12 protein-coding genes are annotated in these 13,906 nt (G+C 65.8%); 2 read left to right on the top strand and 10 right to left on the bottom strand.

Annotation, left to right across the window (positions count from 1 at the left end):
• Positions 1 to 275 precede the first annotated feature (275 nt).
• The 4 genes from OG735_RS06985 to OG735_RS07005 all read right to left on the bottom strand — a co-directional run bounded on the left by OG735_RS06985 (position 276) and on the right by OG735_RS07005 (position 6,561).
• Positions 276 to 527: a DUF7848 domain-containing protein gene (locus tag OG735_RS06985; protein ID WP_442812388.1), complete on the bottom strand. Its 252-nt coding sequence runs from the start codon at positions 525 to 527 to the stop codon at positions 276 to 278.
• Between the two features lie 296 nt (positions 528 to 823).
• Positions 824 to 1,672 (bottom strand): helix-turn-helix domain-containing protein, encoded by an 849-nt coding sequence (locus tag OG735_RS06990; RefSeq protein ID WP_327322257.1) that lies wholly within the window; start codon positions 1,670 to 1,672, stop codon positions 824 to 826.
• Between the two features lie 12 nt (positions 1,673 to 1,684).
• Positions 1,685 to 2,209 (bottom strand): DUF6879 family protein, encoded by a 525-nt coding sequence (locus OG735_RS06995; protein ID WP_327322258.1) that lies wholly within the window; start codon positions 2,207 to 2,209, stop codon positions 1,685 to 1,687.
• A gap of 572 nt (positions 2,210 to 2,781) precedes the next feature.
• Positions 2,782 to 6,561, bottom strand: a complete 3,780-nt coding sequence (locus tag OG735_RS07005) for a peptidoglycan DD-metalloendopeptidase family protein (protein WP_327322260.1) — start codon at positions 6,559 to 6,561, stop codon at positions 2,782 to 2,784.
• A gap of 275 nt (positions 6,562 to 6,836) precedes the next feature.
• Between OG735_RS07005 and istA the strand changes: the two genes are divergently transcribed.
• The gene (gene istA / locus OG735_RS07010) at positions 6,837 to 8,465 is read left to right on the top strand and encodes an IS21 family transposase (RefSeq protein WP_327328165.1); all 1,629 of its coding nucleotides are present in this window, start codon (positions 6,837 to 6,839) and stop codon (positions 8,463 to 8,465) included.
• Complete coding sequence (gene istB, locus OG735_RS07015) at positions 8,462 to 9,277, top strand: IS21-like element helper ATPase IstB (protein WP_327321140.1); 816 nt, start codon at positions 8,462 to 8,464, stop codon at positions 9,275 to 9,277. Before istA ends, istB begins: the two co-directional genes overlap by 4 nt.
• A gap of 370 nt (positions 9,278 to 9,647) precedes the next feature.
• Here the strand turns inward: istB and OG735_RS07020 are convergent, their stop codons facing one another.
• The 6 genes from OG735_RS07020 to OG735_RS07045 form a co-directional block, all read right to left on the bottom strand.
• On the bottom strand, positions 9,648 to 10,364 hold the full coding sequence (locus OG735_RS07020; protein ID WP_327322261.1) for a hypothetical protein: 717 nt from the start codon (positions 10,362 to 10,364) through the stop codon (positions 9,648 to 9,650).
• Positions 10,357 to 10,620: a hypothetical protein gene (locus OG735_RS07025; protein ID WP_327322262.1), complete on the bottom strand. Its 264-nt coding sequence runs from the start codon at positions 10,618 to 10,620 to the stop codon at positions 10,357 to 10,359. The genes OG735_RS07020 and OG735_RS07025 overlap by 8 nt, the downstream gene beginning before the upstream one ends.
• 410 nt (positions 10,621 to 11,030) lie before the next feature.
• Positions 11,031 to 11,432 (bottom strand): hypothetical protein, encoded by a 402-nt coding sequence (locus OG735_RS07030; protein WP_327322263.1) that lies wholly within the window; start codon positions 11,430 to 11,432, stop codon positions 11,031 to 11,033.
• Positions 11,433 to 12,061: 629 nt separating this feature from the next.
• Positions 12,062 to 12,295, bottom strand: a complete 234-nt coding sequence (locus tag OG735_RS07035; RefSeq protein ID WP_327322264.1) for a hypothetical protein — start codon at positions 12,293 to 12,295, stop codon at positions 12,062 to 12,064.
• A 6-nt stretch (positions 12,296 to 12,301) separates the two neighbouring features.
• On the bottom strand, positions 12,302 to 12,643 hold the full coding sequence (locus OG735_RS07040; RefSeq protein WP_327322265.1) for a hypothetical protein: 342 nt from the start codon (positions 12,641 to 12,643) through the stop codon (positions 12,302 to 12,304).
• 13 nt (positions 12,644 to 12,656) lie between these two features.
• Positions 12,657 to 13,505, bottom strand: a complete 849-nt coding sequence (locus OG735_RS07045; RefSeq protein WP_327322266.1) for a hypothetical protein — start codon at positions 13,503 to 13,505, stop codon at positions 12,657 to 12,659.
• Between the last annotated feature and the right edge of the window lie 401 nt (positions 13,506 to 13,906).

The raw sequence follows: 13,906 nt of genomic DNA on the forward strand, positions 1-13,906 counted from the left end.
GGCCGTAGGAACCTCCGGAGCGGTCTCCGCCCTCCTGTGTCAAGGCACGAAGAAGCCCCGGCAACCCTCCACGGGGGAAGAGGGCTGCCGGGGCCGCATATAGGGACTAGCTTCGCTGCCACGTCGTCGAGGGTGAGCGGACAGAGCCGCGGGGAGGCCGACCTCACCGGTTCCCGCGACCCTGCCGCCCCACCGTGCGGCAGCCGGCGAGCCGACCGTCACACGGGTCTGTACCGCTCCGGATGCGGGACGGGGGCCAGCATCCGGAGCGGCGTCTAGGTGGCGCCCGTGGGCGCGGGATCCTCCCCGTCACGGACGACGAAGGCGAACCCTGTGACTACCCGTCGGAAGCCTCTGTGGTTGCTCCGGCCAGCGTGGCTCATAAGCTCCACGTCGACCGCCTTGCCGTCCGTCGACGGCGTGGCCTTCCAGGAGCATGCGAGGCACTCCGCTTCGAAGGTGACGTCAGTGTCCGGATGCGGCGTGATTCGGTGCGTCACGCTGCGGATGATGGTCCGGGGACTCATTGACGGCCCGCGTGCGGGTGACGCCTGATCTCTACGGCCAAATCCGTGGCGTGCGACGGGTCATGGGCGGGGCTGCCTACCTCCGTCGCCTGGCGCCATTGCTTCTCCAGGGCCGCGCAGACGTCACAGCCTGGACTCGGCGTAGGGGGCCCGAAATCTGTCGGGTCCATCAGACGTACCGGCGGCGTCGTCGCCCACGGGAAGCTCATTTCCGCACCTCGTCTCGTCGTCCTATGCACGACGCTACGAAAGGGCACAGCGCACCTTCTACGAAGTTCTACGGAATTGCACGCAGGTCACCCGAGCGAGTCAATCGCGGCAGTGATGCGTGCCCGAGCCGCAGACCCGTACACGGCCAGCTCAGCCATCGCCGCGAAGGCGCCGACGTACTGAGCGACTTCTCCCGGGGCTGTCACACTGACGGCTGCCGTCAGCAGCTCCACGTGAACTCTGTCCTCGTCGAAGACGTTGAACGTCTCCAACGTCCACATCTTCCGCGGGGCGCCCGCAGGGATGATCCCGAGCGATACGGCAGGGAACGCCATGGACGCGAGCAGATAGCCCAGTTGTCCCGCCATGGTCTCCACTCCCCCGACCACGTGTCGGAGGACGGACTCTTCGAGTAGGAAGGCGAACCGGTGATCGCCTTCCCTGATCACGCGCGACCGTGCGAGCCGTGCCGCAACCGCCTCCCCGACGTCGTCCGGCGTTCCGTGAAACTCCGTGATGTTCGTCAGGAGCGACGTTGCATACTCGTCAGTCTGGAGCAGTCCGGGGACGACGCTGGCGCAGTAGACGCGAAACACGCGGGTGCGCTCATACAGCGGGACGCGGGACTCCTGGAGCCGGCGCAGGCCGGAGCGCTGCAGCCGTCGCCACTGGACGTACATCGACTCAGCCGTCCGGCTCGCGGCAATCAGGTCGGGCGCCTGATCCTCTGCTCCGCACACGCGGCACCACATGCGAATGTCGGCGTCCGACGGAGGCGTCTTAGCGTTCTCCAGCCGCGACACCTTCGACGGCTGCCAGACGGCTTGTGCTGCCAGCTCCCGACCCGTCAGCCCAGCATCTAGCCGGAGATCCCGCAGGCGCGCAGCGAGCGCGCTACGGGCAGCCTGGACGCTGGACGACGGGAACGGGGCCATGGTGTGTGTTAGTCAGACCCGGTAGTCCTCGTGCGGGACCGCGCGGCCCCACACTGCCTCGAAGGACGCTGCACATTGCTTGACGACGTCCGGCGCCTCTTCCAGCTCGTGCCCGATGAACGCGCCGTCGCCAGAGAACAGACCGAACCGGATCAGTCGGTCGTCAAAGATCCACAGATCGTTGCCAGGCAGCATCAAGTCCGACGCCATCCGACGTGGCAGCCAGCGCACTTGCTCGCCGGCCGCGATGTTCTGCGCGGTGCATGCATGCTCGTACCGGATGTAGTCGGTGACTGGCTCCGAGACGATGCGGGCACGACGTACAACGGCGCCGCGCCCTACCGCTTCGGCCACGACGTCATGGAAGCCGTTCCACCACGTCGACCGGTCGTCCAGGTCATAGCGGTGTCCTGCCTTCCATGCCGCGAAGTCCGCGTCTTCGTCCGCGACCCCGTAGACGTCTCGCATCTCCAGGTGCACGGCGGAGCGCTGGCAGTTGGCCAGCAACTCAGCGAAGGACGGAACCTTCTGCGGCATCGCATGCCTCCCTCAAGACAGCTGCCATGCGGACTGGCAGACGGAGGACAGTCTCCGTGTCAGGGATGGGCCCGGCTGCCAGGCACTCAGCCTGCGTCACCTCGTCGGCCTTCCAACCCTGGATCACGAACTCCTGCTTCTCCTCGTCGACCCATACCGTCGGGCAGTTGTCGCCGTTCGTGTTCGGATCCTTCGCGATGAACCGTAACGTCATGGCTCCTCCATGGTCGCGTTCGTTGCGCAATGTTCTACGAGCGTCACCTCACGACGGAAGCACGTCAAGGGTGCCGGTCGTCAGAGCGCGAAGCCCGTAGCGCGACGGAAGAGCCGACCGTGCCACGGGGTGCAGAACCGCTTGACGCGTCCGGCTCCCGCCTTCTGCTCAATGGGATCGCCACAGTGCAAGCAGGTGGAGGGCTGAGTCTTGGCCGGCGCAGTGAAGTCCATGTCTGTTGTCCTCTCAGGAACGGGAACGCCCCGCGTCCATGTCGGCGCGCGGGGCGTGATGAGCTGGTGCGTAGGGGACCGCCTCCCTGTCGGAAGCGGCCCCTGAGCGTGCGTCAGGATGTGCGTCAGAGGTTGCGGCCGACGTCGATCGCACCGGCTACAGCGTCCGTGTGGACGACGATGCGGTGATCGACGATTTCCGTGATCTCACGGTCTCCAACCCACACGTGGTTTTCGACCGTGATGTTCGGCGCAGTGCCGCCCTGGCCGGCGTTCGCACGCAGGGTGTCCCACTGAGCGGAGGTGAATACGGGCTCCGGCTTTCCGGTTCCGTTGACGACGAGAGAGAGCCCCGTGGGGAGCATGCCGCCTTCGTCGTACCAATGCGGTGACCTGGACTGCCACTTCGCCCACGCGGCTGCGGGGCTGCCGTAGTCCGGGCGGTGTTTGATGTAGTCCAGGCCCCAACGGATCTGCGTGGCAGGGTTCTTCCGCCAGTCAGCGCCCTCGGATGCCATCTTCTCCGCGGGCAGAGCCTGCGGGATGCCGTAGGCGCCGGACGTCGGGTTGAGCGCGTTCCAACGCCATCCCGATTCGTGCATCCACAATTCCTTCAGTGGACCGAACTGCGATGGCCCCCATCCGTAGTTGCCGAGGATGTTCTTCGCGTAAGCCTGAGCAGAGCCCGCAGCCTTCGCGTTGAACGCGGTTCCCCCGCCACCCGTCAGGAACTGCATGGGATCGACGGCCTTGCCGTTCCGGCGCGCCTCCAGGTGGAGGTGTGGCCCGGTGACGTTGCCGGTTGCGCCGACTCGTCCGATGGCCTGTCCTTGCTTCACGGACTTACCAACCGACGTCAGCATCTGCGACATGTGCGCGTACAGGGAGGCCAGTCCCCCGCCATGGTTGATCATGACGTGATTGCCGTACGGGCCTCCGCCCGTCGCCTGGCTGACCTTTCCGTCGGCCACGGCCTTGATGATCGTCCCGACGGCTGCAGGGAAGTCCAGGCCCGTGTGATGACCGGAGCTCCACATCGAACCGGCCTTACCGAACGGCGTGCCGTAGGGGACGTTGACGGGCTTCGTCCACAGTCCCCCGCCGTCGCCTCCGCCGAAGCCCAGGAAGTCGAGCGCCTTATCCTTCAGGGCCGTCAGCATTTTCCCGGGCATCTCTGCCAGTGAGCGTGCCCACGGATTCGCTAGAATCGGCTTCAGCTGATCCTTGACGTAGCTCTTCGCGTTGCCGAAAACCTTCGTCGGATCCAGGAAGTCCGCGGCACCGGAGAAGAAGTCTCCGACCGCGCTTCCCTTGTTCTTCAGCCACCCGACAACTCCGCCGTCCTTGAAGGCCGGCATGCCCGCGGAGATGGCTCGCTGAACGCCGCTGATTCCGCCGGAACGGGCAGCTGCGTTCCACTCGTTGATTCGGTCCGCGCCAACTGCGCGCGTCCACTCCGGGCGCATGATGGCCTCACCGCCACCCACGGCGATGACACGGTCATCTCGTCCCGGGGAGTACCCGGACATGATGCCGCCCGTTGCGAACTTGTCTAGGTTCAGTGGCTTCAGTTGCTTGGCACCGGTAATATCCGCAACCTTGTTCCACAACGGCACAATTCCGCCGTTGTAAACGTACTTGAGGATGAACCTAACTGGCTCCTTGGCAATGCCCTGGATCTGATCCCACGCCTTCTTGATGGCCTTCCTGCCATCTTCGAAGGAATCACTGACGACCTGTACGGCCTTTTTGATGTTGTCGAATGCCGGCTTGATGGCCTTGTTGTACAGCCATCCCGCCTTGTCGCCAATCCACCCGAATACCGGGCTGAGGACTTTCTCCCACAGCCACTTTCCAGCGGCGCCGAGGGCGTCGAAAGTCTTCTTGGCTTCCTTCAGCGCAGGCCCGATAGCCTTGTCGTACAGCCACTTTGCCTTGTCACCGATCCAGGTGAAGGCGGGACTGAGCGCGTTGTTCCACAGCCACATTGCCGCGTCGCCGATGCCACGGAACGCCGGGCCTAGCGCGTTATCCCACAGCCACATTCCGATTACGCCGAGAGCCTTGAACGCCAGGTACGCAGGCAGAAGGACGAGCGTTACCAGAGCGGTGAACAGGAACTGAGCGGCCTTGCCGATGAAGTCGAAGGACGGGCGGAGTGCGTTTTCCCACAGCCACACGGCAATGTCACCGATGGCCTTAAGTGCCGTCCATATTCCGGAGAATACGGGCTGCAGCACCTTCGTCCAGAGGAACTCTGTCGACGTCTTGATAGCCGCCCACGTCGTATCGACTGCAGTGCGAAACCAACCGACGTTGTGGTACGCCCAGATGATCCCCGCGACGAGCGCAGCGACAGCTACCACAATCGCCATGATCAGCGGGACAATTCCCGTAGCAGCCAACGCCGCGGACCAACTCCACGTTTCCAGTGCGGCAAGCGCAACGGCTGTGTTGTAGATGCCCATCGCGATGCCAAACGCAGCCATTCCGAGGGTGATGGCCTTGTTTACCGCGTACAACACCCAAAGAGTTTGGACGAGGCCAGGCATTTCCGTCGCCAACCACGAAATGGCGTCGAACAACGGTCCAACGACCTTGAACAACGCCGTCGAAAGTGGCGCAACGGCCTTCGAGAAGTCGAGCATGGCCGTGAGGATCTTGCCCAGGAACTCCGCGAGCGGGGGCCCGTTATCCTTCACGTACTGAAGGAATCCCTCGAACTCCGGAGAGCCCTTCAGGTTCTTAGCCCAGTCCGCGAATCGTCCCGTGATCCGCTGCATCGTCGACGAGATGCCATCCATGTGCGGTAGGAAGGCGTCGATGACGCCTGCCATGCCCTTCAGCACGTTCCCGAAGGCGACTCCAAGCCCGACAATGGCAGGCTTAGCGCTCTCGGCTATGTCCTTCTTGAAGCCCTGCCAGAACGGCGTCTTGAGCTCTGCGGAAGCCTTGTCCATCAGCGTCTTGATTGCCGACGATGCTGCCAGGACGAGCGGCGTCAGTCCGGGCAGCGAGGCTTTCGCTCCGTCGACGGCCCTCGTGAAGATGGGGAGCGTCGCCGGCTGAAGGCTCTTCTGCCACGCATCGAACGCGCTCTTGATGCCACGCGGCCCGGCTATGGAGTCGTACAGCTCGCGCTGTGATGGTGTCAGCTTCGCGAGTGCCCGCTGATACTCGTCCTGCTTCGTCGTCGCCGTGGCGGTCACCTTCGACGCGGACAGCCGGGCAGCGGCTATGCCGCGCTCCGCGGACTTGATGGCGTCGGCCGCCTGTACCTGCGCGGTCGCTACGGCCTTCGTCGCCTTGACGAGGGCTGCAGCCTGATCCGCGGTATTGCGATGCGCGGCGGCTACGCGTTCCTGCGCCCGGCGGACGACGTCAGAGCCTTCGACGCCGGCCTTCCGCTGCTCCGCGGCCGACTTCTGCAGATCCTTGTAGTCCTGCGACTGCTGCTTCGCGTGAAGCTTGGCCTGGTCGTACGTCAGTTGCGCTTCGTCACGCTGAAGCTGCGATGCCTTCGGATCCTTACGGACCTCCTGGAGGCGCTGCTCTGCTTCCCTGACGCGGAGTGCAGCCTCCCTCTGGGAGAGTGCACCTTCCTCCAGCTGGGCGTTCAGGTCCCGCAGCTGCTGAGCAGCCGTCTTCCGAGCCGTCGTCAGCTGCTCCTGTGCCTGGAGCTCCGCGCGCTGCGCGTCAGCGAGGCTGCGTTCTGCGCGTGCCACGCCGTCGTTGGCGTTGGCTATGGAGGTAGCCGCCTGACGGTGGGCGGAGGCGAGTGCCTGTTGGGCGGAGGCCATCTGAAGCGCTCGCTGCGACGCCTGAACGCCGGCGTTGGCTCCCGCGTTCGTCGCCTGCGTGGTGTCCTTCTGCGCGGCGCTCTGCGCCTTCAGTGCCTCCCCCACGCCCTTGATGGCGGGGACGGAGGCAAGTCCGAAGGCTCCGACTGCCGCTCCGTGTTTGTAAGCACTTCTTTGGGCCCCAGTGCACGGATCTGAAGTGGCTCCGTGGCGTACGAAGTTGATCTGGCTCCACTTGGCGAGCACGTGCTGCGACGTGCCCTCTTTGGAGTGAATGCACTGCTCCGTCCGCCCGGCGGCGGCAGGGTGTGTGCGTCGATCACGGTCTTGTCGGAGGCCGTGTGTGTTGATCGCGGTCGTGTCGGGAGGCCGGGGTGGGTTTGTCGCGGGCTGAGTTGTTCGCCGCGATCCGGAGGGACAGACGTCTCGATCCGGAGCTGTCGCAGCGGGCTCTCGGGGAGAAGTACGGAGTGCACCGGCGGACGGTGCGGCAGGCTTTGAATTCGGCGGTTCCGCCGCCCAGGAAGAAACCGGTGCCGCGGGCGACGGTCCTGGACCCGGCCAAGGGCTGGATCGACGCGATGCTGCGGGAGGACCTCACTGCACCGCGCAAGCAGAAGCACACCGCCCGGCGGATCCATCAGCGGCTCGCGCAGGAATACGGCTTCGACCAGGCGTCGTACTCGACGGTCTGCGACTACCTCCTGGTCCGGCGGCCGCAGATCGAGGCCGAGGCCCGGGAGGGGCACCGGCATTTGGACGGGATGGTCCCTCAGGTGCATCTTCCCGGCGAGGAGGCGGAAGTTGACTTCGCTGACGTGTGGGTCCGGCTGGCGGGCGAGGTGGTCAGGTGCCACCTGTTCACGCTGCGGATGTCGTACTCGGGCAAGGCCGTCCACCGGGTCTATGCCTCGCAGGCCCAGGAGTCCTTCATGGAGGGGCATGTCGAGGCGTTCAACGTGCTGGGCGGGGTGCCGGCCCGGCACATCCGTTACGACAATCTGAAGCCGGCGGTCAACCGGATCTGCACCGGCCGCAGCCGGGTGGAGTCGGAGCGGTGGCTCAACTTCCGCGCCCACTACGGCTTCGACGCCTTCTACTGCATCCCCGGCCAGGAAGGCGCCCACGAGAAGGGCGGAGTCGAACACGAGGGCGGACGCTTCCGCCGCACGCACCTCGTCCCGGTCCCCGAGGTTGCCTCGCTGGGCGAACTGAACGAGAAGATCGCCGCGATCGACGCAGCTGAGGACGCACGGATCCTGTCGGGCAGGCTGACCACCATCGGCTTCAACTTCGCTGCTGAGACGGACCAGTTGGTGCCGCTGCCGTTCGAGGAATTCGAGTGCGGCATCACGCTGACCCCGAAGGTCGACCGCAGCAGCCGGATTACGGTCCGCCAGTGCCACTACTCGGTGCCTGCCCGGTTCATCGGGCAGAACGTGCGCGTGCTGCTGCGGGGCAATGAACTGCTGGTGTTCGAGCGGCGGACGATCGTGGCCCGTCACCCGCGGCTGACCCGGCGGGGCGAGTTCCGCGACGAACTCGATCACTACCTGGAGATCCTGCTGGCCAAGCCGGGCGCCATGGCCGGCTCCACCGCGCTGGCAACTGCCCGGCAGAACGGCTCGTTCACCGAGGTCCACGAGGCGTTCTGGGCCGCGGCCCGCACCGCGCATGGAGACGCGGCCGGGACCAGGGCCCTGATCGAGATTCTGCTGCTGCACCGGCGGATGCCAGCTGAGGCGGTCCAGCTGGGCATGGCAGCCGCGATCCGGGCGGGCGCCGTCACCGCGGACGTGGTGGCCGTCGAGGCCCGCAAGGCAGCCGCGCAGGCACCTGATCCGGCTGAGGAGGTGGACGACGGGGACGATCCGCCGCCGTGGGCCGAGCCCAGCGGGGTGGTGTCACTGACAGCCCGCAGGGCCCAGCTTCCCGAGGACAAGCGCCCGTTGCCGACCGTGAGCCACTACGACCAGCTCCTGACCCGCCAACCGAAAGGCACTGCATGAGCACGACCGCTGCACCGACCCGCCAGCACGTCCCGCCGCCCCGTCGGGATGTCGGACCGGAGGAGGCCGTGGACACGGCCATCGACGAGGCATGCCGCAGCCTGCACCTACCCACCATCCGCAGCCGGGTCGGGGAGATGGCCGATGAGGCGATGCGCCAGCGGTCCAGCTATAAGGACTTCCTCGCCGACCTGCTGGAAGCCGAGTGCGCCGAACGCGAGGAACGGCGCAAACAGCGGCTGGTCAGAGACGCCAATTTCCCCCGGCCCAAGCGGCTGGAGGACTTCGACTTCACCGAGAACCCGAACGTCACGCCGGAGCTTGTCGGCACCCTGGCGGACCCGGCCTGGGTCAAGGCCGGGCAGCCGCTCTGTCTGATCGGCGACTCCGGCACCGGCAAGTCCCACCTGCTCATCGGGATCGGCACCGCCATGGCCGAGGCTGGGCTCAAGGTCCGCTACACGACCACGGTCAACCTGGTCAACGAGCTCGCGGAAGCCGCCGACGAGAAGAAGCTGGCCCGCACCATCGCGCGCTACGGCCGCGTTGACCTGCTCTGTCTGGACGAGTTCGGCTATCTCGATCTGGACAAGGCCGGAGCCAAACTGCTGTTCCAGATCTTCACCGAGCGCGAAGAACGGAGGGCTATCGCCATCGCGTCGAACGCTCCGTTCTCCGAGTGGAAGCAGACCTTCACTGACCCCCGGCTCTGCACGGCAATCGTCGACCGCGTCACCTTCAACGCGCACATCGTCGAGACCGGCACCGACTCCTACCGCTTCGCCCAGAGTCAGAAGAAACGGCGCCGCTGACCTCGAACGACAACTGCGGCCGGGCTCCCTCACGGGAGGCCGGCCGCAGCCGCGTTGGGCCCGGCCGCCAAGTCCCAGTGCCGACCAGACCATCGCCCGTTCTCGTCCAGCCGCCACGGGCACTGGGCGGCCCGCAACCTGAGTCGAGTCGGGTCGGCAGCCTCCACGCGCCTGTCGGGGGCGCGTTTGCGGAGGTCTGACCGAGGCTTCAAAACTACCGCGCCGACCCCCGGTCACGGCCAGCGGAACCACTCGTTCGAAGTGGGGCCAAATCACCTTGCTACAGGGGCGTGAATCACACCAATACACGCCCCCTCCAGCCGGTGAGTGGAGCCAAAAGAAGTCCGTGCACTGGAGCCAAAACAAGTGCTTACAGACACGCTCCGGCTGCCGTCGCTGCGGACACCACAGCTCCGAGCCCTGCGGCAATGACAGGGCCGAGCGGGATGGCCGTCAGGATTGCCATCTGGATACCGAGACCCATGAGCGCCGACCGTGCGCCCGTCGTGTCGACGTCGACGCGGACACTCGGCTCTGCAGCGTCGACGGCTGCGATCTCCGCACGGATCTCCGCGAGCGCTGCCCGCGCGGCTGCCGTGTCGGCCCGTACCGCGACATTCGGGTGTGACGCTCCGAGTCGAGCGAGTTCGGCCTCAATGCGGACTATCTCCGCCTCAGCCGTTGCAGCGTCGACATCGATGCCGATTCTCTTCTTAGAGAGTGTCTCCAGCTTCGCCCGAAGGCGCGTGAGTTCAGCGTCGACTCCTGTATCCGAGAGCCGGACGTCCAGCTTCGGCATTGCCTTGAACGCCGCTTCTAGCTTCGCCTTCAACGACCGGGCAAACGACCCGCCGGTGTCCGATCCCTGTCGAGTTGCGGCTCGTTGTGCAGCGTTGCCGCCCTGATTGATGGCGTTGGGCAGCGCAACGACGATGTGGCGGCTAATCTCGTCGCCCAAACGCCGTCCGGCTTCCTCCCCAACGCGATCCGCTGCAGGCAACACGATTGCCTTCAGCTTCGTGTGGAATTGCGGTGCGACCGGAACAACGTCAACGCCGGCGCTACCGACGATATCCAGCTCAGGCATCGATCCTCCCGAGAAGAGGACCAATGTCAGACGGCTCGTTACGGCCGTCGAGCAGCCGCCTCAATCCGTTGAGCGTCTGCAGCGCGTCAGCGATTTCCTTCGAGGGTTCAGCGTCCGCCAGCGTCAGCCGAAGCCATTCGAAGTCGGCGCAGGCGTCTCCGCAGTAGCGGGCCGGCAATGCAGCACCGCCAATCAGGACGAGCTCAGGAAAGAAGGAGCACCCTTCCCTCTCGCACTCGTCATCAGTAGGTCTCATGAATGCCTCCAGGGCATGCAAAAGGCCCGTCACGCGTCCGTGACGGGCCTTCAGGGGTAGTTAGAAGCGACGCGATTCGTCGTCGAGGTAGAGGCCGGGAACGGCCTCGTTCGGGCTTCTGCGCGCGTCCAATAGGTCACTCAGGCGCAGAAGTTCGGCCGCTTGCGCGCCGGCGTCAGGGGCGTCGCTCACCTCCACCTTCCGCGCACGAGCGCACCAGACCCAGCACGGGCCGCCGCAATGCTGACGACGTCGGTATCCCTGCGTCGCGGACTGCGTGTAACGCCGGGGGAATTCGCACCCGGGGCGCTTACACGGCTGGGGGGTGTTGTCGAGTGGCATTGCTCCTCCTAGAAATGCGATAGGGCCCCCGTCCGAAGACGAAGGCCCTGCGTCGTAGTTGTGCCCGCTTACGTCAGCTCAGTGACGAGCGCAGATATGTCTGTCAGCGTCGACGGGGCGCCGCGGAATCGCTGACCGGTCATTGCGATGTAACGGCCGGAACCGTACACCTCCACTGCGTATCCGCCCTCTCGTCGAATCCGCCGTCCCTGCCGGACGTTGGCGAATCCGAAGACGTGCAGACCGTCGCCGGACGGGGACACCTCTACGTAGGTGGCGCCCGCGTCGCGGATGATGGCTGCGGCCCACGGAGCCAGACGGCCGGTGAGCGGGTTAAGGCAGTGGTCCAGGTCGATGCAGACCACGTCGTCGACGTCGGAGAGCACGAAGCCCAGTCCGACGCCGGCCACGGACTCCGTGGCGGTTTTGTAGCTGCTCCAGGTGCGTGCGTTCGTCGACGAGGCAGCCATGCCGGTTGTCGTCAACGGTCGCTTGTCCGCGGCTCGTCGGACCCACCTGTCGCAGGTCGTCAGCTCCGCGGGGAGCGATGTGGCAGCCTTCGCGGCTGCGCGGGACAGTGCCTTCCGGCACCGTGGCGAACACGAGCGCGTGTGGGCTCGCGCCATGATGGCGAGAGGGCCGGCGCAGTGCTCGCAAGTTCGGGTCATGCCTCTATCGTAATGGAGGGCGGTCACACTTTCAAGCCTCCCACCTGCACAGATGCAATCGGTAAGTCATGCCGGCGCGTCACGTTTTCAAGCCTGCCTCGTCCCCCGGATGCCCCTAGAGGGGGCTGCGTGGGCGCCTCCGGGCCTGCCGGCGGAGCGGGTCCGCGAGCGCCTCTCGGGACCTCCAGACCCGTACAGAGCGCGAGGCCCAGCACCTCTACGATCGGCAAGGTGGCCGGCTGGGGGTCACCCCCCTGGTCATTAGCTCGCCTAACTAACCGTATCGTTTCGTTTGGCTAACTAATCTTCGCTGCGAAGCCGGCGCGTGGCTCGCGACGATCACCGTCAGCGTGCTCGCCCATCCTGCGGGCAGGTGCGCACGTTGTACGTGCGTGGGCGAGTGTGCTGAGGTTCTGACGTAGAAGGTGACGTCAGCCCTGACCGATGGCGGACACGTGGTCGATGCGCACCGTCGTGGCCTTGCTGGTCGCCGTCACGGTGAGGACGTCGGGGTAAGCCGTCCCGCCGTACTTAGCCACCGTCGCGTACGCCAGCGTCCCTGTGACGCTCTGGCCTCCGACGAGGCTGACGACGACGGTCGTGCCGTTCAGCTCCACCGCCCGGTTCTTGATCTCCTGCTCGTGAAGAGTGCTTTCGTAGCTCATCTGCCCTTACCTTCCATCCATGGTGTAGGTGCGGACCGCAAACGGATTGCGGTCGCTCGTCGGTACGGCCTTCTTCTCTGGCCGGTTGCCGTCCTCGTCCAGGCCGTGCTTCTGGCGGTACATCGCGACGCCAGCGGAAACGGTGCCCGGCGACGTCGATGCAACGTCGCCGCCACGAGGTCCGCCGGAACGGATCGCCGGCGGGGGCGGTGGAGCGAACTCCGTCAGGAGGGCATCCGCGTCCGCGCTCAGTTCGTCGGGCGTCTCGCCGCGGAGGTACGAGCACTGAGCGGGCGTCAGGCCCTTCGCCTGGCCGGCCGCAAGCTGCTCGGTGGTTGGTTCTGCCATGTCTATGGCCTCTCTACTTCAGGGAGATATCGGGATTGCTCTCGAAGCCGTGGCGCTTCGGCGCTGGCGGTGCAGGGATATGCGTGACGATCGGATTGAAGTCGTAGACGGCCGTGTCCGGCTCGCCGACGTCAACGGCGTCTTCCGCCTCCAGCTCGTCGAAGGACGAGGGGACCCATGCGGTACCAAGGTTGGCGATGTAGACCATGTATGGAATGTCGTAGTGGCCCGACGTCATGGAGCGCAGGATGTCCGCCGGGACTCCGTCGCGGTCCAGGCCAGCCACCTCGAAGTGCCCTGCCTCGCGAAGCGCTCGAAGGCGCTGTCCGTCGGCCAGAGGACGAAGGATGTCGTACTGCGCCTGCCTGATGTTCCGCAGCGTGCCGACCATCGACGTCAGCAGCCGCCATGCCTCCGGAGCCTTGCCGCCGACTTCGATGGCCTGTTCCGCGGACCGCGCGTCCTTGAGGTCGACGGCCGTCTTCTTCACATCCTCCAGGAAGTCCTTCAGGCGCTTCCCGAGCGCTTCGAGCGCCATCTCCGCGCCGTCCGTCATTCGGAGGAAGTCCAGGTGGTTGCGGATGCTCGTCGCCGCTTCGTTGAGTGCGATGTGCTCCGACTCGAGCTCCAGGGTGTCGCGGTAGGCGTCGGCCGCGCGCTTCCCCACGTCGTCGGGAAAGTCGCCGCCGGCGCGGACGGATGCCGTCGCCTCGTCGATGACCGCCCGGCGTGCCTGGTCTCGGCTCTGGACGTCGCCCAGCGCCTTCCTGCGCGCCTCCACCTTCGCCAGCTGCCTTTCGGCGTGCGCGACGTCAGGGGCGGCTGCCCACGCAGCCTTGAATTCAGGGTTGTTGCTGTTCATTGTTTTCCTCTCGGACATGACGAAGGCCCCTGCCGTGTTGGCAAGGGCCTAGATGAAAGCTCTGTACGGCCGTTAGGCGGCTTCGTATCGGCCGACGGAATCGAAGTGCGCGGAACGTGCTTTGCGGCGCTCACGAACGCGCCTGGCACGCTCGGGCGCCTCCAGGGCGTACCGCCTCCGCTCCGCCTCGTTCCGGCAGTCTGCACAGCGTCGCGTGAATCCGTCGGCGCACAGGCTGTCGCGGTGAAAGTGCTCCTCCGTCACGGGGAGGTCCCGCTCGCACCCAGGGCACTTCCTCCGGGGCATGCTCGGCACGTCAATGAGTCGCATCTAGTTCTCCTGAGTGTTCTGTCGTTCCGTCGTCCTGACTGAGTACGGCAAATGAAAAAGGCCATCCCGAG

The sequence above is a fragment of the Streptomyces sp. NBC_01210 genome (genome assembly GCF_036010325.1).
In the GTDB taxonomy this organism is placed as follows: Bacteria; Actinomycetota; Actinomycetes; order Streptomycetales; family Streptomycetaceae; genus Streptomyces.

Coding starts and splice junctions, on each gene's coding strand:
- OG735_RS07045 (WP_327322266.1), bottom strand. CDS start 13,505: ATGAACAGCAACAACCCTGAATTCAAGGCTGCGTGGGCAGCCGCCCCT.
- OG735_RS07025 (WP_327322262.1), bottom strand. CDS start 10,620: ATGAGACCTACTGATGACGAGTGCGAGAGGGAAGGGTGCTCCTTCTTT.
- OG735_RS06985 (WP_442812388.1), bottom strand. CDS start 527: ATGAGTCCCCGGACCATCATCCGCAGCGTGACGCACCGAATCACGCCG.
- OG735_RS07040 (WP_327322265.1), bottom strand. CDS start 12,643: ATGGCAGAACCAACCACCGAGCAGCTTGCGGCCGGCCAGGCGAAGGGC.
- istB (WP_327321140.1), top strand. CDS start 8,462: ATGAGCACGACCGCTGCACCGACCCGCCAGCACGTCCCGCCGCCCCGT.
- OG735_RS06995 (WP_327322258.1), bottom strand. CDS start 2,209: ATGCCGCAGAAGGTTCCGTCCTTCGCTGAGTTGCTGGCCAACTGCCAG.
- OG735_RS07035 (WP_327322264.1), bottom strand. CDS start 12,295: ATGAGCTACGAAAGCACTCTTCACGAGCAGGAGATCAAGAACCGGGCG.
- OG735_RS07020 (WP_327322261.1), bottom strand. CDS start 10,364: ATGCCTGAGCTGGATATCGTCGGTAGCGCCGGCGTTGACGTTGTTCCG.
- OG735_RS07030 (WP_327322263.1), bottom strand. CDS start 11,432: ATGGCTGCCTCGTCGACGAACGCACGCACCTGGAGCAGCTACAAAACC.
- OG735_RS06990 (WP_327322257.1), bottom strand. CDS start 1,672: ATGGCCCCGTTCCCGTCGTCCAGCGTCCAGGCTGCCCGTAGCGCGCTC.